This window comes from Caproiciproducens sp. NJN-50, from assembly GCF_004103755.1.
GTDB lineage: Bacteria > Bacillota > Clostridia > Oscillospirales > Acutalibacteraceae > Caproicibacter.
On record NZ_CP035283.1, the window covers coordinates 320633 to 342574 of the forward strand.

29 protein-coding genes and 1 pseudogene are annotated in these 21942 nt (G+C 48.3%); 20 read left to right on the forward strand and 10 right to left on the reverse strand.

Translation table 11 applies throughout. From position 1 onward, the window contains the following. From EQM14_RS01645 to EQM14_RS01660, 4 genes are read left to right on the forward strand one after another with little or no spacing between them, the layout of a single operon-like run. Positions 1-483: a phage tail terminator family protein gene (locus tag EQM14_RS01645; protein ID WP_128741323.1), complete on the forward strand. Its 483-nt coding sequence runs from the start codon at positions 1-3 to the stop codon at positions 481-483. Beyond that, complete coding sequence (locus tag EQM14_RS01650; protein WP_128741324.1) at positions 480-1757, forward strand: phage tail sheath N-terminal beta-sandwich domain-containing protein; 1278 nt, start codon at positions 480-482, stop codon at positions 1755-1757. The genes EQM14_RS01645 and EQM14_RS01650 overlap by 4 nt, the downstream gene beginning before the upstream one ends. Before the next feature lie 13 nt (positions 1758-1770). Further along, a complete protein-coding gene (locus EQM14_RS01655) occupies positions 1771-2211 on the forward strand; it encodes a phage tail tube protein (RefSeq protein WP_128741325.1) in 441 nt (146 codons plus the stop codon). Between the two features lie 9 nt (positions 2212-2220). Beyond that, positions 2221-2610 (forward strand): hypothetical protein, encoded by a 390-nt coding sequence (locus EQM14_RS01660; RefSeq protein WP_128741326.1) that lies wholly within the window; start codon positions 2221-2223, stop codon positions 2608-2610. A 201-nt stretch (positions 2611-2811) separates the two neighbouring features. On the opposite strand, the gene EQM14_RS01665 is transcribed toward EQM14_RS01660, so the two are convergent. Continuing rightward, complete coding sequence (locus EQM14_RS01665) at positions 2812-2994, reverse strand: hypothetical protein (protein ID WP_128741327.1); 183 nt, start codon at positions 2992-2994, stop codon at positions 2812-2814. A gap of 63 nt (positions 2995-3057) precedes the next feature. On the opposite strand from EQM14_RS01665, the gene EQM14_RS01670 reads away from it, so the two are divergent. Genes EQM14_RS01670 through EQM14_RS01740 form a run of 15 tightly spaced genes read left to right on the forward strand, consistent with a single transcriptional unit; the run spans position 3058 to position 13219 of the window. Further along, the gene (locus EQM14_RS01670; protein WP_128741328.1) at positions 3058-4548 is read left to right on the forward strand and encodes a hypothetical protein; all 1491 of its coding nucleotides are present in this window, start codon (positions 3058-3060) and stop codon (positions 4546-4548) included. Further along, positions 4545-5366, forward strand: a complete 822-nt coding sequence (locus EQM14_RS01675; RefSeq protein WP_128741329.1) for a hypothetical protein — start codon at positions 4545-4547, stop codon at positions 5364-5366. Before EQM14_RS01670 ends, EQM14_RS01675 begins: the two co-directional genes overlap by 4 nt. 4 nt (positions 5367-5370) lie before the next feature. Beyond that, positions 5371-6333, forward strand: coding sequence for an XkdQ/YqbQ family protein (locus EQM14_RS01680; protein ID WP_128741330.1), 963 nt, complete (start codon positions 5371-5373; stop codon positions 6331-6333). Further along, complete coding sequence (locus tag EQM14_RS01685; RefSeq protein WP_128741331.1) at positions 6333-6572, forward strand: hypothetical protein; 240 nt, start codon at positions 6333-6335, stop codon at positions 6570-6572. The genes EQM14_RS01680 and EQM14_RS01685 overlap by 1 nt, the downstream gene beginning before the upstream one ends. Further along, positions 6569-6964 carry a DUF2634 domain-containing protein gene (locus EQM14_RS01690; RefSeq protein WP_128741332.1) on the forward strand — a complete coding sequence of 132 codons (396 nt, stop codon included), beginning with the start codon at positions 6569-6571 and terminating at the stop codon, positions 6962-6964. Before EQM14_RS01685 ends, EQM14_RS01690 begins: the two co-directional genes overlap by 4 nt. Before the next feature lie 46 nt (positions 6965-7010). After that, on the forward strand, positions 7011-8054 hold the full coding sequence (locus EQM14_RS01695; protein WP_243112580.1) for a baseplate J/gp47 family protein: 1044 nt from the start codon (positions 7011-7013) through the stop codon (positions 8052-8054). Next, positions 8054-8617, forward strand: a complete 564-nt coding sequence (locus tag EQM14_RS01700; protein WP_128741334.1) for a putative phage tail protein — start codon at positions 8054-8056, stop codon at positions 8615-8617. The genes EQM14_RS01695 and EQM14_RS01700 overlap by 1 nt, the downstream gene beginning before the upstream one ends. Next, entirely contained in the window at positions 8614-10197 is a 1584-nt protein-coding gene (locus EQM14_RS01705; RefSeq protein ID WP_128741335.1) for a hypothetical protein, read from the forward strand. The genes EQM14_RS01700 and EQM14_RS01705 overlap by 4 nt, the downstream gene beginning before the upstream one ends. Positions 10198-10208: 11 nt before the next feature. After that, the gene (locus EQM14_RS01710) at positions 10209-10547 is read left to right on the forward strand and encodes a hypothetical protein (RefSeq protein ID WP_128741336.1); all 339 of its coding nucleotides are present in this window, start codon (positions 10209-10211) and stop codon (positions 10545-10547) included. Further along, entirely contained in the window at positions 10544-10900 is a 357-nt protein-coding gene (locus tag EQM14_RS01715) for a hypothetical protein (protein WP_128741337.1), read from the forward strand. Before EQM14_RS01710 ends, EQM14_RS01715 begins: the two co-directional genes overlap by 4 nt. Next, on the forward strand, positions 10894-11346 hold the full coding sequence (locus EQM14_RS01720) for a ComEA family DNA-binding protein (protein ID WP_128741338.1): 453 nt from the start codon (positions 10894-10896) through the stop codon (positions 11344-11346). Before EQM14_RS01715 ends, EQM14_RS01720 begins: the two co-directional genes overlap by 7 nt. Before the next feature lie 4 nt (positions 11347-11350). Beyond that, a complete protein-coding gene (locus tag EQM14_RS01725; RefSeq protein WP_128741339.1) occupies positions 11351-11632 on the forward strand; it encodes a hypothetical protein in 282 nt (93 codons plus the stop codon). Next, positions 11629-12492, forward strand: a complete 864-nt coding sequence (locus EQM14_RS01730) for a GH25 family lysozyme (protein ID WP_128741340.1) — start codon at positions 11629-11631, stop codon at positions 12490-12492. The genes EQM14_RS01725 and EQM14_RS01730 overlap by 4 nt, the downstream gene beginning before the upstream one ends. An 8-nt stretch (positions 12493-12500) precedes the next feature. Beyond that, a complete protein-coding gene (locus EQM14_RS01735; RefSeq protein ID WP_128741341.1) occupies positions 12501-12833 on the forward strand; it encodes a hypothetical protein in 333 nt (110 codons plus the stop codon). Positions 12834-12853: 20 nt separating this feature from the next. Further along, complete coding sequence (locus EQM14_RS01740) at positions 12854-13219, forward strand: phage holin, LLH family (RefSeq protein WP_128741342.1); 366 nt, start codon at positions 12854-12856, stop codon at positions 13217-13219. A 441-nt stretch (positions 13220-13660) separates the two neighbouring features. Here EQM14_RS01740 and EQM14_RS16225 read toward each other — a convergent pair whose 3' ends face one another. After that, positions 13661-13876, reverse strand: coding sequence for a hypothetical protein (locus EQM14_RS16225; RefSeq protein WP_164918915.1), 216 nt, complete (start codon positions 13874-13876; stop codon positions 13661-13663). Further along, complete coding sequence (locus tag EQM14_RS01745; RefSeq protein WP_128741343.1) at positions 13839-14027, reverse strand: hypothetical protein; 189 nt, start codon at positions 14025-14027, stop codon at positions 13839-13841. Before EQM14_RS01745 ends, EQM14_RS16225 begins: the two co-directional genes overlap by 38 nt. Before the next feature lie 156 nt (positions 14028-14183). On the opposite strand from EQM14_RS01745, the gene EQM14_RS01750 reads away from it, so the two are divergent. Continuing rightward, positions 14184-14477: a hypothetical protein gene (locus tag EQM14_RS01750; RefSeq protein ID WP_205703185.1), complete on the forward strand. Its 294-nt coding sequence runs from the start codon at positions 14184-14186 to the stop codon at positions 14475-14477. Positions 14478-15135: 658 nt separating this feature from the next. Here EQM14_RS01750 and EQM14_RS01755 read toward each other — a convergent pair. The 7 genes and pseudogenes from EQM14_RS01755 to EQM14_RS01780 all read right to left on the reverse strand — a co-directional run bounded on the left by EQM14_RS01755 (position 15136) and on the right by EQM14_RS01780 (position 21693). Continuing rightward, complete coding sequence (locus tag EQM14_RS01755) at positions 15136-16200, reverse strand: DUF4368 domain-containing protein (protein WP_442861484.1); 1065 nt, start codon at positions 16198-16200, stop codon at positions 15136-15138. Then, a pseudogene (locus EQM14_RS16560) lies at positions 16180-16728 on the reverse strand (helix-turn-helix domain-containing protein); the annotation flags it as partial. The gene EQM14_RS01755 and the pseudogene EQM14_RS16560, both read right to left, overlap by 21 nt. A 29-nt stretch (positions 16729-16757) precedes the next feature. After that, positions 16758-18620 carry a DUF5057 domain-containing protein gene (locus EQM14_RS01760; RefSeq protein ID WP_128741345.1) on the reverse strand — a complete coding sequence of 621 codons (1863 nt, stop codon included), beginning with the start codon at positions 18618-18620 and terminating at the stop codon, positions 16758-16760. A 68-nt stretch (positions 18621-18688) separates the two neighbouring features. Then, on the reverse strand, positions 18689-19279 hold the full coding sequence (locus tag EQM14_RS01765; protein WP_128741346.1) for a hypothetical protein: 591 nt from the start codon (positions 19277-19279) through the stop codon (positions 18689-18691). Positions 19280-19327: 48 nt separating this feature from the next. Continuing rightward, a complete protein-coding gene (locus EQM14_RS01770) occupies positions 19328-19915 on the reverse strand; it encodes a hypothetical protein (RefSeq protein ID WP_128741347.1) in 588 nt (195 codons plus the stop codon). A gap of 67 nt (positions 19916-19982) precedes the next feature. Then, on the reverse strand, positions 19983-20918 hold the full coding sequence (locus EQM14_RS01775; protein WP_128741348.1) for a ParB/RepB/Spo0J family partition protein: 936 nt from the start codon (positions 20916-20918) through the stop codon (positions 19983-19985). Next, positions 20875-21693, reverse strand: coding sequence for a ParA family protein (locus tag EQM14_RS01780; RefSeq protein WP_128741349.1), 819 nt, complete (start codon positions 21691-21693; stop codon positions 20875-20877). Before EQM14_RS01780 ends, EQM14_RS01775 begins: the two co-directional genes overlap by 44 nt. Between the last annotated feature and the right edge of the window lie 249 nt (positions 21694-21942).

The following is a 21942-nucleotide window of genomic DNA, read 5'->3' on the forward strand; positions in this document are numbered from 1 at the left end:
GTGACTATTCCAACCAATATATGGTTTAACCCGAGTTTGAACGCTCGGAGGCTTGCAAGCACATTAACCATCGCTGACAATCTTTTGATAGGGACCGCCGTTGTTATGGCAAACCTGTTTCCGACTATGAAAGTTGATATAGGGAACCGAAAGTCCGGGGTAAGCCCTCCTGAGCTTGCGGTTAATCTTTATCAGCAGCAGAATTCAAAGCGGCTGGCAGACACAGACGAATTTACTTTTGGCCTTGAAATAACCTATATTCCAAAAGATTCAACAGATCGTGCTGAGATTTCTCACACGATTTTTTTATTGCTTCAAAACCTTGACGTGATTCCTTCCGACATCGGCACGTTTCGGATGCTTGATAAAAGCTCGGACATTACCGACGGATTAGGACACGTGACCGGAAACGTCACGGCGTGGGAGATCCTGCCTGACGATTCCGCAATTATCCAGAAAGCTACAAAGGAGGTTAACATATGATCCAGATTTTACCCGGAACAAACGTTACAGTTCAGGCTGGGGAACGTGCGGCGGAGCTTGTCGCAACTGGTATCGTTGCTATGCCATTCGCCTTGAATTGGGGCGATACGGTGACGGAGATCAATGCCAGCGATGACACGCTTTATTCGCTCGGATACAAACGCTCTGATTATACCGGCGCTGGAATGAAACTCGTTGCCGAAGTTCTTCACAGTGCAGATAAATTGATTCTTTATCGGTCGAATACCGATGGCGGTGTAAAGGCTACTGGAACAGTAGTAACCGGAATTACGGCAACAGCAAAGTATGTCGGTACCCTTGGCAATGACATCACTGTGACGGTAACGGCAAGCGGCGAGTCCTGGGTGATCAAAACATTGGTTGGAACTACTGAGATTGATTCTCAGATAGTTACCGATGAATCGGAATTCGTCGCAAATGATTTCATTTCAGTCTCAGGCACCGGCACGCTTGCGGCGGCTTCGGTCAAACTGACCGGCGGCACAAACGGTACTCCACGCTCCACAGAGGCGGATTTGTGGCTTGCAGAGATGGAGAAGTACACATTCAATGTAATCGCCTACTGCGGAAGCACGGCGGCAACAATTACCGCGCTTCGCGCATTTGTAGCGGATCAGAGAGCAAAGAACAACATGATTCAGGCCGTAATGAGCGGCGTTGCTGCGGACAATGTTGCCATTTACAATAATACCGTGGGCGGAGGCCCTGACGATTACGATCTGTCTGCGTTGGAGGCATGCTCCACAATTGCGGGACTGGTTGCCGAAGTCGGGATTACAGGCAGTTTGACCCACCACCAAATCAGTTGGTGGACAAAAGTTAGTCCCAGCCTTACGCATACGCAGCAGGAAACCGCCGTGCAGAGCGGGCAGCTGATTGTCGCATTGATTTATGGTGTCCCCACCGTCGTGTATGACATCAATTCACTGGTTACATACACCGACGAGGCCCCGAAGGATTTCCACAAAGGGCTGATTATGCGGACGCTTGACAACTACGCTATGAATCTGCAAAAGCTCCTGGACACGAAGTGCATCGGCAAGATCAGGAACAGCGTAGAGGGTCGCGCTCAGATCAAAGCGAAAGTCGTAAAACTCACTACTGAAAATTATCTGAATCCCGGTTATCTGGAAGATTTCACCGCAGACGATGTAACAATCAATGCCGGAACCGATTCCGACAGCGTTGTTGCAACGGCAAACATCAAAGTCGCTGATACGGTGGATAAGATTCAGATCACCGTTATTGCGTAAGGAGGCGTAAAGAATGAACAAAGAGAATTTACAGGATATTCCTTCTGGCCATGATGGGAAAGCGTACTTTACGCTGGACGGTGACCGGCTGGAAGCATTCCGAATCGCAAAGATTGAGGGCCGTGTAGAAACCACCAAAGAAGATAAAATGTTTCTCGGCTCCAGAACGCAGCAGCATGCCGTAAGAGGCATGAATATTACGGGGGACTTATCTTATTACAATGTGTCAAACGCGTTCGCAAAGGCGTGGAGAAACTACAAAAACGGCGGAGACGTACCCGATATTGAATTGCAGTATTACTCCGATGCCGGTACAGACAACTCAAACCGCGTCGAGGTTCAAATGACCGGCGTTATCCCGGATAAAATTTCATTTGGCATTCTGGACGATTCCAGCACCGACGCACAAAAATTGGACTGTACCTATACCGCGAACGATTTTGATGTACTTTAAGGAGGACATATGGATAAAACCCTAGAAAGCTTCTTGCACCCGCACAGAAAACCTAATTTGAAAGTCCGACTGAAAGGATTCGATGAAGAATTTGAATTTCGGCAGCTTTCTGCAAACGAGGGAATCGAAGTTGCAAAGGATTCGGCAAGCAAAGATTTACCCGGTTCTTTGCCGCTTGTTCCGACGATGGCCGCCGCTATGGTAAAACCGAATCTGCGGAGCAAGGAACTGCAAGACGCGCTCTCCGAAAAATGCGGCCACAAAATCATGGAGCCTTATGACGCATTGATCGAACTGATTACCGATTCAGAACTTGCCGAACTGATGAAAGCGTATAGCGATTTCGTCAATGCAAATGCTGACTTCATGGACGGGGTAAAAGAAGCAAAAAACGCATAGAGGGAAGCTGCCGGGGACATGGTGATGGAATGTGGGCTTACGCTCACTTGGTATTCCAGAACCACAGCATTTTACCGGCGACTTTCCTCAATCTTCCTGTTGTTGACCTGACCATGCAACGTGCGTTTATAGTAGCAAGTGACCTTGTGGCGCAAGAACACATGAGAGAGAAATAAAAGCGGTGGGAGTTAACCCGCCGCTTTATTCGTTGTAAGTTAGCGTTATTGTTTTTGCAACCATTGAACCATTGTACACCGGAGCAGAAACAGGAACAACACTGATTATATTTTCAGCAGAAATATTATTTTCCTTAATAAAACTATTCACCATTTTATCAAGGTTTGTGTGAAACATAGTTTGCTTAAATGTTTTTACCTTAACCATATATTCCCATCTCCTTTTATAAAAGGATATCACAAAAAAATCACCATGTAAAGGGGTGATAGCTTGGCAAATACATTAGAATCCATTATGCGGCTTACAGATCAGTACACCGCAACTATGAGCAAAATCATTAATTCCGCGCAGCAAGGCGAAAAAGCGACAGAAAACGCATCTAAAGGCGCAAAAACGCTTGGGGAAGCGTTTCGAAACATCCAACCACAAACTGTAAGCGCGGCAACTGGAATTACAGGCATAACCGGAAAACTTGCAACCATGATTTCTACGGTTTATCTCGCCCGTAAAGCGTTCGGGTTTTTAAAAGAATCTATCCAGACGGCGGCGACACAGCAAATCCAGCAAACTACACTCCAATCACTGATGGGAAACAAGCAGTTAGGTACAGACCTTTATCAGTTTGTTTCAGCATACGCCAGCAAATCAGCTCTTGACCGTGAAAATTTATCTTCTGCAACAACTTCTTTTTTGGCGTACACCAAAAATATTAATCAGCTTCAACAGCTTCTTGACCTGACTCAGCGCCTTTATTTGTTCAACCCGGCGCAGGGAGCCGAGGGCGCAGTATTTGCTTTGAAAGAAGTCTTGTCCGGTCAGACAATGAGCCTTAGAAACCGATTTAACATGACTGGAATTTCAGCCGATACAATTCAGAAAAACTTTCAAAAAGGCGATATTGCTGGGACGATTTCCTATCTTGACAAAGAATTTAATAAATTTGGTGCTACGCAAGGCGTTGTTGATGCGAATTTTAAAAGCCTTTCTGTACAGGCAGAATTATTCAAAACAAACCTAATGTCGGCTATTGGGGACCAATCTAATGGAGCTGTACAAAGCTTATCCGGCACATTCCAGCAACTAAACGCAGATATGGACGCTGGAAAATTTCAACCATTTTTTAACGTTATGGCGCAGGGAACGCAAATGCTTGGACAAGGACTTTCATGGATTGCACAAAACGCCTATATTTTGGTCCCTGCCGTTGGCGGAGTAGTAACTGCACTTGTAGTATTTAATTCCGCTATGATGGTTGCCCGGACGGTTGCACTATTAACCGGAACAACAGTTAGTCTTGTGGCTGGTCAATGGATTACGGCGGCTGCGCTTATTGCAGGAGCAGCGGCAACGATTGGGATAGCTTCTTCACTTTCAAAGCAAAATGACGATTTGAAAAAATCTGCCGCGACGTTATCTGATGTTAAATCTTCCGCAGCAAAGTTCGCCGCCGAACAAAAAAAGCTCGGCGCTTCCACACTTGGAAATTCTACGCAATTTGGATCCATTCCTACCACAATAAATAACAAAGACCCGATCAAAGTATCCGGCACGGTAGAAATCGAAAAAGAAAACCTGAAATATGTCTTTGAGGCATCGGCGGCTAAGTTCTTCGCGACGTTCAACGCGCAGAAAATTGAACCGTCCGTAAACATTGCGAACCAAACGGTAAATAAAACCGCTGACCTAGACGAGGTAGACGGCTATCTAGGGAATCTTCTCGCAGGTCGCGCTTCTGCCTCCGCCGGAGGTAAAATGCTATGACATTTCATTACTATGTGTCCTTCGGAGGGTTCTCCCTTTACGCGGTGGAATCCGTCCAAGACAAAAACGGGCGTGATCTTGAAACATACGACGGGGTAGGGGCGGGGAAGTTTAATGTTCCAAATGCGAAAGACCCGGAAACGTGGTCTATTCAATGCCAACTATATGAGAATGCGACAGAGGCTTCAAAGTATAACCAATGGAGAGCATCAGAAATATTCAATGCATGTAAATCTTTGCTAGGAAACACAACAGACCCTTCCCGCCTTGTCATAACAAACATTCGCAATTCATCCGCTAACCTGTCAGTATTGGCCTGGTTCAAATCCTATGATTCGCAGGAAACCTCTCCGGGGGTTTACACCGTCACATTTGAACTGGAGGAATACAAGCCTGTCGGCGTGAAAACGACGAACATACCGACGGTAGCGCGTCCCGGAAAAGTGCCAACTCCGCCTAAAGTAACTCTTTCATCAAGCAATACGGCATATAAAAATTATAAAAAGACCGGCGTCGGAACAAAAACAGACGCGGAGATTTATAAAAGCAAAGCGGCTATTCAGGAAAAAAAGCACGATTATCTTACCCTAAAAAGCAGTGGGAAGCCGGTAACAAATGCGGCGACAGTAAAGCCTGGAACGATTTACGCGCCAAAGACCGTGAATAATATTTCCCCATACTCCGGCGCAACTGGCAACAGTGTGAGCGCCAAAGCACAGTTGCAGGGCGTAGCCGCCGTTGTGAGTGGCGCAGGTACGGCAATCAAAAACGCTTATTATGATGCTGTCAGTTGGCTTGACAAGAAGCTGAACGGGTGATGCTATGCTGACGATTAACGGCGAAGATGTATCCGAAATTGCATGTAATGTCAAATATGAAACACGCTGGAACGACGGGGCCGGGAAGTTTACGTTTGAATATCCTGCGGCGCTTGGGAAACTTTACCCAAACGGTTCAACAGTCATTTTCTATTTCGGCTCCGTCAATGTGTTTTACGGGTTCCTTTTTTCCACAAAAAAAGACAACAAAAAATATTCCTGTACGGCATACGATCAACTGCGCTATTTTAAAAGCTCAAATTCAATCATCCGGCCTAACGGAACGACGCTGACAAGCTGGGTAAACACGGTAGCCTATGATTGCGGGGACCGGATCAGGCTTGGCACGATAGAAAGCACGGAATATCAGCTTGGAAAGTATCTTTATGACAACAAATCCCACCTGGATATGATCTATATGTCGATTCAAGACAACCTTGTCGGGAATGGATATTGGTACGTCTTCCGTGACAGCTTCGGCGCGCTGGAACTGCGGGATATTTACAATCTTCGGCTGCCTATCATCATCGGGGACGGATCGCTTGCGAAGGATTACGAATACGAAAAGTCGATTGACAGCGACACCTATAATTTCGCGGTTGTGGCAAAAGACGATTCCAGTAAAGGGGTACGGAATACTTACGTTGCAAAGGACGATAGCACCATTAAAAAATGGGGTAAACTGATGATCTATGACAAGGTTTCCGCAGACCTGAACGACGCGCAGCTTGCTTCCCGTGCCAACCGGCTTCTCGGGATCAAAAACCGTGAGACTGAAACGCTGGAAAACGTCGATTGCGCCGGAGATTCAAGGGTAATGGCCGGAAACAGTATCCGCGTGGTTATTTCATCCATTGGCCTTGACGCCTGGGCTGTTGTAGATCACGCGGTACATGAATACAAAAGCACGGAACATACGATGAAACTTGACCTAATGTTTTCATATGCAGGAACGGCGGTGAGCTGATGGACTTATACAACGCGATCAAACAGATTGTTGATGAATATCTGGCTGTCTATCAGCCGGCAGATTTAGTTTATGGAATTTGGGGCGCATCCAGCGTGAAGATTGACGGAAAGCCTATGTCTGTACCTATTGACATGGTGGACGTACCGGAAGGAACAACCGTCACAATTGGGAAACGCGTCACGCTGATGATGAAGCAGGGCGGTCAAAAGTACGCATTGATCGGGGTGTTGGGATGAGTGTTTTAAAAACCTACGGATTAGAAACAGAAGATATCTTCCATCCATCAAAAACGTGGAAAATAGACGGGGACCATATCTATGGCACGGCTGACGGAATCGATGCAGTGTTACAGGCCGTACAACTCATTTTATCCGTAGAGCGATTCGAGTATCCGATTTATTCAACGGACTACGGGATGGAATCGTCAGACCTGATCGGAAAAAGCCGTGAATATGTCAGCGGAGATTTGCAGCGCAGAATATCTGAAACGTTGGCAGAGGACGACCGCATAACCGGAATTTCTAATTTCGATATCACGTTTTCCGGTGAAACCGCAACAGCCACATTTACCGTAAATACCATATTCGGAAATATAGAAAATCAGGAGGTGACGGTGCAAAATGGCTAGTCTTCCGTCTATAGATGATTACGATTACAACACGATTTTATCTGAAATGCTTGCGCTGGTCCCTGACACGGTTGACAAACGGGAAGGAAGTATTATTTATAACACTTTGTCCCCCTGTGCGTTCCTGATGGCGCAGCAGTCCTATATGATTGCCTACCTGATGGCCTTGATGTTTGCTGACACGGCGGAAGAGGAATGGCTGGACCGGGTTGTTACAGATTTTGGCGTTACGCGCGAAGCAGCTACTTACGCCGTTCGGCAGATCAATTTATTTGACAGCTCCGGCGCGGCAATGGATGCGGCAATAGGCAACCGATTTCAAATTAACGATGTTTCATTCGCGCTGACTGAAAAAATCACCACAGGCCAATATAAGGCCACTTGCGAACAGGCCGGTTCTTCCGGCAATCTGTATTCCGGGGCAATTCTTAACGCAGACAACATCAATAATTTTGGGAGCGCCACATTGATAGCGACTCCCTTAATTTCCGCCCGTGATGATGAAACGGACGATGATTTAAGGACAAGATTTTATGAAAAGGTCCGCCAATCCGCTTTTGGCGGCAACATTGCGGATTATGAAGAAAAAGTCCTTGCAATTGATGGAGTGGGTGCCGTTGAAGTATTTCCGGCGCATATCATGGGGACCGCCGGAGCCGTTGGACTCGTCATAGGCGACGAAGACGGCAAAACCGCATCAAGCACATTAGTGAATACCGTTCAGACCGAAATGGGAACGGACGGCGACGGGATCGCCCCAATCGGGCATACGGTTACGGTCGAAACATCAACGGATCTGACGATTGATGTTTCCGCCGAGATACAGATCAAGACCGGATCTAGCTTCGCCACAATCCAGCCTGTGGTTGTTCAGGCGATCACAGATTATATTAACGCTGTCGGGTTTAAAGACCCGACAATTTTTTATGCCAAACTTCAAGCGGCGATCCTAGACAGCCACAGCGATATTGTAGATATCGGCGCGGTTACGATCAATGGAGCAGCACAGAATCTTGCATTGTCAAAAACATTCGCGTCGTATCAGGTTCCGGTGGTCGGCACGATCACGGTCACGGAGGTGTCTGGCTGATGTTTTACGATGAACAGTCAAATTATCTCAACCAGCTCCCGGAACGGCTGCAAGGAATTGTTGAGGTCAACGCGATAGCCGGGTCGGTTGATTTTGAAATCGACAAGCTGTCCGCCGCCGTAAAAAAGGCAGTAAATAATAAGTTCCCGTCAACCGCAGACGAAGACGGATGCGCACGATGGGAAAAGATACTGAGTCTATCCGCGCCGCTCAATGGCACGTTACAGGCCCGCAGAGACGCAATCAGGGCAAAGATCATAACAAAGCCTCCAATCAATCTCATGGTATTAAAATCCATTGTTGAGGCTTACATGGGCCTTGAAGTTGATGTATCGCTCGATGGGTATCAGGTACACATTAAGTACCGCGGCGAGTCCAGAATTGCCGACCTCAATCCTCTGTACGCTACCATGTGGAAAACGATACCGGCTAACATGCTGGTGGATATTGCTTATCTCTATACGATATGGGATGAACTGGATGCGCAAAGCCTGACATTTGACGAGCTGGACGCTAAAAATTTGACTATGAATGCTTTTGAGAAAGGAGAGTGGATTTCGTGAACGCAATCACTGAATTTTTAGGGACGGACGGAGCGACACGGGCGAATTTCAATAGCCGAATCTCAGAAATGAACACTGCGTGCGTCCAGACTTATACTTACACCAAATCCAGCGGCGTATATGCCTTGTCAGGATCAGGACCAAACGGAAAATTTTATGCCAATGACGATTACGCGGAAGGGGACACGTTTACGGTCAACGGTACGGCGGTCACGGCGCAGTTGCAGAACGGGGACAGCTTGCCGGACGAATTTTTCAAGGCCGGGGCGACAGTGCCGTTCATCTACGACGCGGAGAATGCAAAGCTAAATTTTAAGCAGTCCGGAGGTACGAAATTAAATCTGTTTGTGCAGCCGGACGAACCAGAGAATAAAAATGGTATCTGGATTGAAGCGCCCGAAAAACATTCCGTAAACAGGATCACAGACAAAAACAGCTTTACCATTGGCGGAGAGATCAGGACGTATGATAGCTCACTGAACGCTGGAACTGCATTTAATACAGTAAGTAATCTTGATAGGACGGTTGCTCTTTCATATAATGGCGATATCTATCAAATACGAGGGCATTTACTTGGTGCAACATTATATTTGTATATTTATCGTTGGAATCATTCCACAAATACGGTATCAACTGTTTATTCTCATACTATAACTTTATCCAGTTCTGGTTCAGCTCCTGGCATTTCCGCCGTTATTGCCTGTATCTCTGGTACTACCTTATATGCGGCGGTATCCTGTGTTTATGATGATACCGTTGGAACGATTATCTGCAATTTTGATTTAACAACACAAATAGGGACTACAACAACTGATGCAGCACATGATTTATTAACAGGCCAAACAGGAAATGTTAGCTATATGTTTCCTTCTGGTCAAGTGGGAGCTAAAGGCACCATTGTCTATTTTGTCTATAGGGCTAACTTTCCAAATACTCCTTCTTATTATACTGCTTTGCTTTCTTTTGATTTTGCTACAAATACACATCATACTATAAAAACAATCAGTTCAAATACTACATCTCAAGATAATGAAAAATCATTATCCGAAGGTGTCCTAGTCGATGACAAAATTTATTATCAGTGCTTTACTGATTCATCCGATACTTCACAAACCACAATCCGAATTTTTGACACGACAACAAACACTGAAACAACACAATCATTAGGCGGGTCGTTGCATCCGCTTCCTTCAATTTATGGTATAACTGCTTATCAAAACAAACTGTATTTGCGTTGTACTGATTCAACTGCATCATTGCATGAATTTGAAATTGGAGTATGGACAAACCGGACAATTTCCCCATTTGCTACTGCAATTGTCGCTGTTATTCAAATCGGCACATCATTAGCGGTTTTATATTCTTCAGGAAATATCCAGTATTACGACTTTGCTTCTGAAACGCTTGCGGAAAATACGCTGGCGATTTTGGACGGAATCAGCCGAAATACGCAGTTAATTTCTACCAGCAAAATGAATGTTCCGTTTCGTTTTCAAGATGCCTGGTGGTATTCAACCGATTTCAACGAATACCCGACATACATCGGTGACGGGTCCGCATGGACAAAGTATAAGAATTAGGAGGTCTTACAATGGCTTATCAATCATGGCGGGTTTGGGATGGTACGTCTGCTTTAGCCGGTGTTCCACAGGCCACGCCGGAAGCTCTGACAAAGGCGTACAGCCTTGACAGCACAAAGCAACTTATCATCTACAAGGACGCGGACGGGAACGAGGGCAATGTCAGGGTATACGCCTCGACGGTATCCACGGAAACCATTCAGGCGGATTTTGACGCGGAAGTGGCGCGGCAGGAAGCGGAGGCCGGTAATAAAACGGATTTACAGAAACTACAGGAGCAGGTTGCCTATACTCAGGCGGCGCAGCTTGCAATACAGGCTTATATAGCTCAGCAGGGAGGTACAACATGACTTGTAAAGCAATGATCGAAATTTTGTTTAATACGGGGCTGTTTTCTACGGTATACAAATTGTTGATGGTCATTAACTGCTGGATTTCAGGGCTGATTTCGCTGACCGATGCGCAAGATCTGTGCACGGCATGCGGGTTCACTTTTACCAAACCGGCCGCTACGGGCCAAACGGTCCTTACGGACGGCACCGCTGCATATACGCTGGTATCTTTGATTACAGACTATCACGACAATGCTTATTCAAAATCGATATCGATGGAGATCGAAATACATAGCTTGATCGATACTTTGCAAAAGGCCGGCTATCTTACGACAGATGAACAAACATCCCTGAAAGGGCTGGAATGGTAATGCAGAAATTCGCCGCGTGGATACGGCGGCACAAAACAAAATTTATTGATACCGGAATCGCATTAGGGCTTGTGCTTTTGGCATGGGCCTATTTTAATGCGCCGGTCAATATCAACCGCATGACAGCCGCAGACTGGCGGGATACGCACATTCAGAAAATAGGCGCGGTTACAATTCAAAAGCTGGAATCGAACGGGGCGTACCAGGACATTCGGGAAGTCGACGCGCTGCCAGGAATCGGCCCGGTTAAAATGATACAGATTCGGCATTACTTTACCACATGGGATACGGCAAAGGCCGACGTATGGTATTGGGGGCTGCTGGCAGGGCTGATTTTAACATTCGGCTGCGGGCTTGCGCGGCATGTTGTCAGATCGAACAAGCGGGAGGCAGCGCGGAGGCTGGAACGACGGTTAGGGCTGGATGATAAAAACGTGAAGCGGTGATAATGTGGGGGCAATTGAAATCGGAACGATCATTGCAATTGTCGGGTGCTTTGTCGGCCTCGCTGGATGGCTGAACGGAAGAGACAAGCGCATCGCGGACGATGGGGAATGGAAAGGCTCCGTCAACGCGAAACTGGATTCTATCCATAACGATATTTCCGGCGTTGGAAAAGATATTTCAGAAATAAAAAGCGCGCAGGTTGAGGCAAATAAAAAACTGGAAAACCATGAAACCCGAATTACTGTCCTTGAAAGTAAAGTGGACGGAAAGGAAAAAACAGCATGAATTATACTCTTGGAATTGATGTATCCCACCACAATGGCATTTTAAGCCTTGCGAAGCTCAAAGCAACGGGGCACTGTCAGTTCGCGATCATCCGCGTCTGTCACGGCACGACGATGGACCGGCAATTTTCCACGAACCTCGCGGCCTGTAAGACGCTGAGAATCCCGTATGCCTTTTATTGGTATGCGGAATCCGCGACGGTTTCCGGAGCGCAAGCGGAGGCAAGATTTGTCCTGTCGAAGATTGCAGGAACATCGCCGTTGTTCGTCGCCTACGATGCCGAATGCGACGCGCTTGCGGCGCTGGGAAAGAATCAGACCACGGATACCGCTTGGGCCGCGCTGGAGCTTGTGAAGAACGCTGGATATGATCCGTGGGTTTATAGTAACGAGAGCTGGAAGCGGAATGAGATTGATATCCAGTACCTGAAAAACAAAGGCGTAAAATTTTGGTACGCACGGTACACCGGGCAGAACCCGGACGAAGCAAGCTATGCCTCTCTGTGCGACATGTGGCAGTATTCCAGCACCGGCAAGCTCTCCGGGAACGGCTCGCAATATATAGACCTCAACATCTGCTACAATTCAGCGCTGAATGTGAAGATCGGCGGCGGGGGGATCACGGTCGGTTCTTCTTACTGCGATACGACGATGGACATTAAGATCAAGCGCGGCCAGACTTACACTTTGGCCACTGGTTCTAAAAACGTCACGACCGGAAATAGCACGGTGATTCAGACGGCGGGACAGACCGTCTCCGGAGGGAAGTATCTCACCACTCTGAAAGCCGCAGGGGCCGTTGGGCAGGGAGCCGGGGTATTCGTCAACGGCGTAAAGAAGTTCGTCGCGACGGTCGTATGAAGCGGCACATGAGGAAACGTACAACCCACAAGCTTATTACCAATGCGGTCCATCTGGCATGTCTCGCGGCGGCGGTCTACATCTTTGCCGTCTGGCGGACCGGAACGGTCACGGATGCCCCGCAGATGCTTCAATACGTCGCGTGGGTAGAGATCGTCAACCTGTCGCAATATGCCGCGAAAAGCGGATATGACCATCATTGCGGCGTGTTCGATAATCCTGCAATTCAGGCGGCGGTTCAGGGCATGCAGACCGGCGACCTGTCACAGGCCGCGCAGGTGATCTCCGCAGCGCAGGACAGCCAGACCGATTCTGGCGGAAATAATAACATGGCCGGTTAACCCGGCGGAAAGAGGTACATATGACAATCGATATTACTCAGGTCATTGTTGCGATCATCGGAGTGGTGGGCACCGCACTCATGGGCGCTATCACTGCCTACCTGGTCCCCTGGCTGAAATCAAAGCTCACGGCCAATCAGATATCTGTGATCTCCGGGCTGGTCTACAATGGCGTTAAGGCGGCGGAAACGTTATTCACGGAAAGCGGCAGCGGGGAAAAGAAATTTCAATACGTCATGGATTCGGTCAAGGCGTTTTGCGAAAAGTACCGCATCACTTTTGACGAAACCGCCGTGAAGAATGAGATTCAATCTGTCTGGAAGGATTTATTCAGCCACGATACTGAAAGCGGGGCGGTCGCGTCCGGCACCACGGGCGCGAAATAACATACAGATATGATTATGCCCTCCTGACCGTGATGGTTGGGAGGGCATTTTTTATTTGTATTTGCGCTCTAATTCAAATATCGCCCATCTTAGCACTGCCGCTGTATCTGGGCCTTTGCGCTCAATCTGATGGAGCAGGGCATACAGACGTTCAATGCGTTTTTGTTCAAGAGTCATAGGTTTTTCCTTTCTGCCCGTCTGGCCGTTAGCGAAGCCTGTATAATTTATTCGGATATGTCGATAGCAAAATCTTTAATATTCCATCCCATTGACTTTATGCAAGATTCAGCGTTTTGCCTGATATGGCTTCTTTGCTCTTTGTCCAGAAATCCAATAACGAAATACGGATTACTTTTAAAAACCGCAACAATATTTCCCCTGTCATAATAAACTCTAATCATACTGTTATCCTTTCTGCCGGGAACGTTGCCCGGCGCGGCGCTATAATGAATCGTAAATTTCTCTGAGCGTTGCTCGAATCTCATAATTTTTTACTGGATGCCAAACACCTTTGTATAGCCACATTGCAACACAACTTTTAACTTCGATATTTGGACCTGTCATGCTGGGACCGTTGGTTTCGGTTAATGCAATGATTTTGTATTGCTTCCCGTTGCGCTCAAGCACAAACGGAATATTCTTCTGTTTCTTCATCATATCTAACAGCCCCGCGCGATTCTAATTCATCAGTAATGACGGCAAATACCAACCGCTCGTTTGCTTCCATTGCGGTACCGTTCATGAGCGTAAAGCAATTTAAAAGCATTTCCGTACCCTGCTCTTTTATGTTTGCCTTTATTAGTTCCATCCTTGACCGCCCCTCTCTTAATTTCTGTACTCATTATAATACTAATAACGTTATTAGTAAACAATAAATACTGCCAAACTTATAATAGCGTTATTAGTAAGATTGACTAATTGCGTTATTGGTGCAAAAATGATATGCTATGGTAGAGGTGAGAATGTGGAAAAGCGTAAACGCGATATGAAAAAACAAACAGAATGGAGCCGCAACTATAATGAGAAATCATATGATCGGCTGTATATTACCGTTCCCAAAGGGCAAAAGGCAGAATTAAAGGCTTATGCAGCTTCGCAAATGTCTGAAGAATATCCGAATGGCGAAAGTCTAAATGAATTTGTAATTATAGCGATTAATGAGCGCATAGAGCGCCTTGACATTGACAAGATTTTAAATAGAAAACATGATCCAGATGTCGTAAAGCGTGTAATGGGCGCAATTGAGAATAAAAAATAGCCCACACCGAAGCATGGACTATTGCAATCTGGAATAATGCGGCTATAATGGAAGTTGCAAAGGGTCACGGACGGTTATCCTCCGTTCTTAGGAAAAAGCTCTTTCAACGCTTGGGGCACAATACCCCGAGAATGGAGGTGATTGCATGGAGATTCTCTATGCGGCTATCTTCCTTGTCGTAGCGACGGGATACATAATCGTAGTCGCGCAACAGGCAAAAAAATAACCGCCCCCGGTTCAAAGGTTAGCGGTTATTATCGCGCTTTGGGCTGTCTACTTCGGTAGATGGCCCTTTGCTTTATCTTCATTGTATGCGTGGCATTCCGATTTGTCAAGAAAATTTTATGTGTCTGTTTCGCATCTATCAGGGAAGTTGCGGAGGATATAGGAGGGGCAAACTCAGTGATTTATAACCCGATTTTGTACGACACTTGTACGACATAAAAAGCTATTTATTTCTTACGGATTCTTATGTACTATTTTAAGAATGGCTATCCAATGCGGAATTTTGAAGAAATTTATAGAAATATTCAACGCGACTTAAAGATTTAGGTTCTTGTGGATTATTCCATGCAGGTTCAAGTCCTGTCACCCGCACCATGCCGAGTGTTCTTATAGTATTTGAAAGTGCTGTAAGAACACTCGGCTTTTTATATGCTTATCCTGCCATTTGCGCTTGGGAGTAGCTTACGGCTACTCCTTTTCTTGTCTGTATCAGAACATCCGGTTCCTGTAGAGATGAAACATCCGGTATTTCAATGGAGCCGATACAATTATAATGAATAGTCAGCTTCTGGACGTATACGCCGTTTACCTTCTCAGCCTGATGGACTTCAATGTGATCGATCAGTTCGTTCAGCATACGCGGTGTGAGCTTTCTGGCTCTGGTATATTTACGCACAGTGGCAATGAACATATCCGTGCCCACAGATTGACGGCTTTCTTTATCAAGCTCGGCCCTCAGCGTTTTTATCCGCCCTGCTAATCCGCTCTGCTCATCTTCATACTGCTTGGTCATTTTTGAAAACCGCTCGTCGGAAATTTTCCCGGCCACATTGTCCTCATACATTCGATCAAACAGTCGGTCAATCTCTTTATCGCGGGCCAACAGAGCATTGTATCCTTTTTGCTTTTTCTGCCGCTCAAGTTCCACCGTTTGCTGAGAATGTCCCATAACCGCTTTGACAAATTCATCTTCATACTTGCTCGCAAATTTTGTGAGCCTGTGGATTTCTCCCAGTACGACCTGTTCCAGAAAGTCGACACGGATATAATGGGTAGAAGCACAAGTACCCCGATTACCTTTGTAATTGGAACAGTTGAAATACTTGATGTCCGGGTTGCCCTGATTGAAGTGGTAATGCAGATTGTGACCGCAGTCGGCACAGACAAGCAAGCCGGAAAACATATTGGTTTCTCCCTCATTGGTTTTCCGCTTACGGATTTTGCCGCGCTTCTGCTGTACTTTTTCCCATGAAGCGCGGTCAATGACCGGATCATGCACATCCTTAAAGATAACCCAATTGTCACGGTCGTTCTCAATTCGCTTCTTATTCTTGTAGGATTTGCTGTACGTCTTGAAATTGAGAACGTCCCCGCAATACTCCTGTAAGGAAAGAATCTTCGTGATAGTTGAACTGTTCCATTTCGTGGGCGGTGCGTCTTTATGCTTGCCAGGGCGGTTGACACCTCGTGTTTGCCAATAAGATATTGGAGTCAGGATGCTATCCGTCGCATCCATCGAATCATCCGGTGCAGCGGCCTCCGGTTTTCGGTCTGCCGGATTGGATTGATACGTATTTGCTCTATCCGTATTTGATTTTTTAGGGATATTAGTTCCCTTAGTATTTAATTGCGCGGGATTTTCCGTATCCGGTTTTTCCATATCCGGGGTATCCAGATACGGCTTTTCCGTATCTGGTGAATCCGTATCTGGGAAAGGCGTACCCGGCGGCTTGCGCGGCTGCTCATAGATGGTATATTCGGTATCCGTGATGCGCCCGTCTTTGCCGCGAAGCTGTTGGCGCTCCATATAGCCTGCGTTTTCCAGCTCCTTGAGTGCTTTTCCGATGGCGTCCACACCTTCCCGGCAGATGGAGGCAAGGCCCCGCGTGGTGTAATCCCAATCGTCCGGAAGGGAGAGCATCATGGACAGCAGCCCTTTCGCTTTCAGGGACAAGGCCCTGTTCTTCAGGTGATGGTTGCTCATAACCGTGTAGTCCCGCGTCCGCTCCACACGAAAAACCGCCATTTTGTATCACTCCCTTCCATGTGACCGGCTTAATCGGTAATCGTGAAGTTTAATATCAGTTCATGGGAAACGGTTCGCGTATTCACCCAGGCTAAACCGAATTTAGCGGTAAGCGCCAGATTCCCCAACGCTCCGTTCGCGCCGAGCGTTCCCAACGGGACTTCCGACGCGAGATCACCCGTATAAACAGGCGTTTCCCGGTCAACCGCCGTCCAGCCCGAACCGGATGTTTTGCTGATTCCCACGCCGAGCGCGATTCCGCTTCCGGTCTGCGCCGCGGTCAGGCTGTTCCAGTCCAAATAGGACGTGGGGGCGGCGTCACCGATGCCGGATGTCGCTTTCAGGTCCGCGACGGAAACCCGGACGGGGAAAGTGGAATGGTTGGTAATCGGAATATCTGGCGCGGTGAACGGCGTGTTGCTGTTTGGGTCGATTGAATAGCCGATACTGACCGGATGTGTGACAGATACCAGCTCGTCCACAGGATAATGAGCAACGGATAAAATATTCTCGGCCTTGTCTACGGCGGCAATATGAATGTAAAAGCTGCCTCCGGATGGACGGGAAAAAGTATAGCTGTTTGATGTCGTTGTAATGCTCCCGTCCGGGACGGTATCGGGACTGTTGTCCACTACGATAGAATAGTCTTTCATCCCTGTTTTCAAAGAAGCGGAAACAACCGGGGAATCGTATTTCACGCCGTCGTTCTGCCCTGTGGCCTCCACATAGTATTGATAGCCGGTCGCGTTGTCCTGAGAAGAATAATTGACGGTGTACTGTGTCCGTTCGGAATTGTGCGTAACGCCAGAAATGGTCGGTTCATCCGGCGCGTCCAAATCCTGACCTTTATGATCGTTCCAGCTTGTGTCGGTCGTAATCTGAGCGAGGTAAAACAGGGTGTCGGCCGTAACGCGCTGTTCGTCAGACGTAGCTTCACCGTTGGAATGGCCAGCCTGAATCATGGCACAGTTCGACCAGCTTGTCAGATAAAAGGTGTTGGTGCCCTGCCCGCCGGAGCCGGTGGCCTCCGCGCTATTTTGGTAAGTGTAGGGCTGCTGATACGTCATCCAAACATCCCCGAAAGCAAGTTGATTGGAATGGGACATCGGGACGTTCAGGACCGTACCGACGTCCCCGATTTTCCACGGGTAATTGGTGAGCAGGCCCTTTTTGGCAACTTTGATCTGTGTGCCGCCGAGTACCGTGTATTTTGGGATGGTCTGAATATTGCAGTAGTGAGCAAGCTTGTAGAAATTCGGCATTGAAATTCGGTCGTTGCTCACCATTGTGTCATGCCCGAACAGGACGCCTCGACCGGTTTTGATAAAGGCATCAGTTTTACTCTCCGCAGTAACAGATAAATCCTGACTGCCGTTGGAATCCCACGCTCCGAAATACAGCACGTCGTATTTGTAGCTGCCGTCCGCGTTTTTCAGATAAGCGTCCGGGCTGGCGTTGAAATCCGAGATCGAAACAGCGTCCACGGAAATGAGGCCCTTGCCGTAGCCTTTGGAATCGTACTCGTTCGGCGTTTCCATCCACATTTTGAGGGATGCCGACTTCGGCAGGGTGTAGCTTTTGCCCTGCCACGTTGTAAAGGAAACGGTCGGCGTGACAACAGGATAGATGTTCAGAACCTTCGCGCGATCTTTTGCGGGAATGCTCTGAAAGGTTGATTCATGCGCGGATTTGGAATAGAGCATATAGCTGTATGGCTGGCTTTTGTCGCTGTTTGTCCAGTTCAGCGCCACATAGTTCCCGGGCGGGTTCGGCGTCGCGGTCAGCGACAGAACCGATGCGGCGGAGGCCGCGAATGCGGGTGAAGCGCCGGACAGCAGAATCCCGGCAGTAAGCAGAGGGACGAGAAAAAGCCGCCTGAATGATTGCTTCAAATAGAAACCCTCCTTTCGGCGTGGAAGGTTGGCCGGGAAAATCCCGGCCAATTCCCGCGCTTCTGTTCTTATGTGAGCTGGAACTGGAAAACAAGCTGATGGTTTGCCGTGTACGCCCCGTCGAACGCAAGACCGTAGTCCGCCGTCAGGGACAGCGCGCCGGAAGTGTTCGGATTCAGCGTTCCGACCTGTAATGGCGAATCGCTCACCGCCCAATGGGTGGATGTGCTGTACCCGCTGTTCCAGCCGGAATTGCCTTTTGCCGCAATGCCGAGCGCGATGTACTTTTTGGAATCCGCGAGGTTGAGCGAACGCCACGCTTTTGCGGACGGATCGACGTCGGTGAAGGTAAGAGAGCCACCCGAAGCGGCTTTCAGGGATTCCACCGTGGCAATCACAGCGACTTTGGTGTTGTTGGTCACTTTGATGTCAGGCGCGGTAAAGGTTTCGGCGTCCGGGCTGATGGCGTAGGCCACGTTGATCGGGTGTGTGACAGAAATAGTCAGCGGCGAGATGGAGCCGTTGATCGTCACATTCCCCGTAATGTTGCCTGTGCCGGTGTCGGTTTTGTCGGCGGCGAACGCCGGGACTGCCGCCGTCACGCCGAGCACGGCAAAGGTGATGATACCTGCGAGGACCTTTCTGAGTTTGCTTTTCATTGAGAAGCCTCCTTATGAACTTTTATATCAACCGGACTATCCGGCTGATTACGAAACGGAAAGACGGATTTTGTAGTAGGCCATTCCGAGGTAAGCCTTGGTATCCTTGTTGTAATACCGGATGGTCGCCGTCACACTGTGATTCCCGGATGAAACCTGACGGGACAGGGTAAGCCCGTCGATGTGCTGCCCCGGATAGATCGGCGCGGATTTCGCCACGGTTTCGCCGTTCAACACGATTTCACACTGCATAATGACGGTATTGGAAGACGGATTCTCCACTTCCCATGTACCGGAAGTCCCTTTCGACCCGTTGAGGAAGGACGCCTGTGCGCTCACCTTGTCGGTGACGGTGACTTCCTGTTTTTGAAGTCGGGACAGGATTTCCTGCCGCGACGGGGTGCTGCTACTCCCCGGCTCCGCGCTTCCGGCATCGTCCAGAGACGGAGCGGACGACGAGGGAACGGAACTGGAAGGCGGCGGGTTCGGACAGGGGTGCTGATTTCCGCAGCTTCGCAGCAGGAGAAGTAATAGAAGCAGCAACAGCAATAGAAGCGCAAGAATGTACGGCCATTTGCGTTTTCGCTTTTCATCCTCCTTTTTACCTTTGCTTTCGTTGATTTTTTCAGTTGTCATGCGGTTTCCTCCATTCATTCAGACATGAAAAAAGGCGTCCCTTTCGGAACGCCTGAAACGACGGTTATTATCTTTCCTGATCTCGCTGCCGCTTTTTCTGCCATCCGTCCAGCAGCCGGATAATGACCTGTTCCATCTGCTGCGGGGTATACGACTTGGGGAAATATTTTTGGAGCTTATCCGCTTTGATGGTCAGATCGTTTTTCTCCGGCTTCTTTTCCTCCGACATGATCGCCAGCATACTGTCTTCGTTCAAGTGGCCCTCCGCGCTGAACTTTTTCAGCCGCTGGGCCTGCGAGAGCGAGGGGGTGGCCTGTTCGCTTTCGATGGTGTCGAGCAAAAGCGTCTGTTCCTCCGGTTTGAGATACGACAGCTCCACGGCGGGGGTCATGGCAATTTTCTTGTCGTCCACCATCTGCTGAAGCTGCGGCGTCAGCTCGTTCAGCCGGATAAAACGCTGCACCTGCCTGCCGCTTTCACCGGCTTCTCTCCCCACAAGTTCAGCACTTTCTAAAGTTTCCAACTTCCCGACAACTTGTCGGGAAGTTAAATCCGTCCTCGCACCTTGCCGTTTTATGGCCTCTAACTTCATTTTATACGCTTTAGCCCGTTCGCTCGGCAGGATGTTTTCACGCTGAATATTGCTGTCAACCATAATAATGGTCGCGGCGTCATCATCCAGAGTGCGGACAATGACCGGCATGGTGGGAAGCCCCGCCAGCTCACAGGCGTGTTTGCGCCGGTGGCCGGAAATAAGCTCATAGCCGCCGTCCGCGCGGGGACGGACAATGGCGGGAACCAACACACCGTATTCCTTAATACTCTCCACGGTTTCTTTCATGGAATCATCGTCCCGCACCTGAAACGGGTGGTCGGGAAACGGGTACAGTTCCGAAAGCGGCATATCCGTGACCTTTTCGCGTTTGGCGTCCTCACGGGTTTCCTCCGTGGAGAAAATATCATCGTAGCTGTTCAGACTTATGTTTTTGGCGCTGCTTTTCAATCTTCAACACCTCCTTTGTCAGCTCCCGATACGCCTCGGCAACCTTACCCTTTGGGTCGTGGGCGAAAATACTCCTGCCCTCCGCGCTGATCTCAGCGGCGCGGACTGAATGTGGAATCTCCACGTCGAATACTTTCAGCTTTGAGCCGTAGGTGTCCCGCAGCAGGGCGCTGATTTCTTTGGCATAGTTGGTACGGCTGTCTACCATCGTCAGCAGAATACCATCGATTTTGAGCTTCGGATTGATCTGCCGCCGCACCTTGTTGATTGTCTGCAAAAGCTGTTCGAGGCCCTTGGCCGGAAGGTACTGCGCTTGAACGGGAATGAGCACGCTGTCGGCTGCGGCCAGAGCGTTAACGGTCAGCATTCCCAGTGAGGGCATACAGTCCAAAAGCACATAGTCGTATTGCCGTTTTACGCCGTCCAGATACTGCTTCAGGATTTTTTCACGGCTCATGGCATTGACGAGCGATACCTCCATACCGGAAAGCTCGATATTGGCGGGCATGAGATCAATGCCCTCGTCGTGATGAAGAAGGCCCTCTTTGGGGTCAATGGCTTCTTCGGTGAGAACCTTGCCCATTACCGTTGCCAGCGTCACGGATAGTTGATCAGGCTGGGGATTACCCAAACTGATTGTCAGAGAGCCCTGTGGGTCGCTGTCCACCAGCAGCACCTTTTTTCCTTCCTGCGCCAGCCCGATGCCAAGATTGGCGCAGGTCGTGGTCTTACCGACACCGCCCTTTTGATTGGTGACGGCAATTACATTGGTCATGTGACTTTTCACCTCCTGAAACAAAAAAGGACGTTCCCTTTCACGGAACGCCCTTAAAATATGATGAAGTTATTCAATTTTTAGGAGTAAATACTGCTTCTTAATTGCCCGTAAGCCCTTGATATTACTGACTTTTTTGAATAAATGCCGTAAGAATACTCGCACCAAATCATTACTCAAAAAGTGATACAATGATAGCCACCTTGAAAAAGGTGGCTTTGTTGTTTTTATGGCTATTTCACTGGACTT

Bases quoted from the DNA above. Each gene is read 5' to 3' on its own strand.
- EQM14_RS01770 (WP_128741347.1), bottom strand. From the start codon at position 19,915: ATGACAACTGAAAAAATCAACGAAAGCAAAGGTAAAAAGGAGGATGAA.
- EQM14_RS01650 (WP_128741324.1), top strand. From the start codon at position 480: ATGATCCAGATTTTACCCGGAACAAACGTTACAGTTCAGGCTGGGGAA.
- EQM14_RS01735 (WP_128741341.1), top strand. From the start codon at position 12,501: ATGAGGAAACGTACAACCCACAAGCTTATTACCAATGCGGTCCATCTG.
- EQM14_RS01675 (WP_128741329.1), top strand. From the start codon at position 4,545: ATGACATTTCATTACTATGTGTCCTTCGGAGGGTTCTCCCTTTACGCG.
- EQM14_RS01680 (WP_128741330.1), top strand. From the start codon at position 5,371: ATGCTGACGATTAACGGCGAAGATGTATCCGAAATTGCATGTAATGTC.
- EQM14_RS01740 (WP_128741342.1), top strand. From the start codon at position 12,854: ATGACAATCGATATTACTCAGGTCATTGTTGCGATCATCGGAGTGGTG.
- EQM14_RS01665 (WP_128741327.1), bottom strand. From the start codon at position 2,994: ATGGTTAAGGTAAAAACATTTAAGCAAACTATGTTTCACACAAACCTT.
- EQM14_RS01700 (WP_128741334.1), top strand. From the start codon at position 8,054: ATGTTTTACGATGAACAGTCAAATTATCTCAACCAGCTCCCGGAACGG.
- EQM14_RS01720 (WP_128741338.1), top strand. From the start codon at position 10,894: ATGGTAATGCAGAAATTCGCCGCGTGGATACGGCGGCACAAAACAAAA.
- EQM14_RS01765 (WP_128741346.1), bottom strand. From the start codon at position 19,279: ATGAAAAGCAAACTCAGAAAGGTCCTCGCAGGTATCATCACCTTTGCC.
- EQM14_RS01695 (WP_243112580.1), top strand. From the start codon at position 7,011: ATGCTTGCGCTGGTCCCTGACACGGTTGACAAACGGGAAGGAAGTATT.
- EQM14_RS16225 (WP_164918915.1), bottom strand. From the start codon at position 13,876: ATGATGAAGAAACAGAAGAATATTCCGTTTGTGCTTGAGCGCAACGGG.
- EQM14_RS01710 (WP_128741336.1), top strand. From the start codon at position 10,209: ATGGCTTATCAATCATGGCGGGTTTGGGATGGTACGTCTGCTTTAGCC.
- EQM14_RS01660 (WP_128741326.1), top strand. From the start codon at position 2,221: ATGGATAAAACCCTAGAAAGCTTCTTGCACCCGCACAGAAAACCTAAT.
- EQM14_RS01685 (WP_128741331.1), top strand. From the start codon at position 6,333: ATGGACTTATACAACGCGATCAAACAGATTGTTGATGAATATCTGGCT.
- EQM14_RS01730 (WP_128741340.1), top strand. From the start codon at position 11,629: ATGAATTATACTCTTGGAATTGATGTATCCCACCACAATGGCATTTTA.
- EQM14_RS01655 (WP_128741325.1), top strand. From the start codon at position 1,771: ATGAACAAAGAGAATTTACAGGATATTCCTTCTGGCCATGATGGGAAA.
- EQM14_RS01745 (WP_128741343.1), bottom strand. From the start codon at position 14,027: ATGGAACTAATAAAGGCAAACATAAAAGAGCAGGGTACGGAAATGCTT.
- EQM14_RS01690 (WP_128741332.1), top strand. From the start codon at position 6,569: ATGAGTGTTTTAAAAACCTACGGATTAGAAACAGAAGATATCTTCCAT.
- EQM14_RS01715 (WP_128741337.1), top strand. From the start codon at position 10,544: ATGACTTGTAAAGCAATGATCGAAATTTTGTTTAATACGGGGCTGTTT.
- EQM14_RS01780 (WP_128741349.1), bottom strand. From the start codon at position 21,693: ATGACCAATGTAATTGCCGTCACCAATCAAAAGGGCGGTGTCGGTAAG.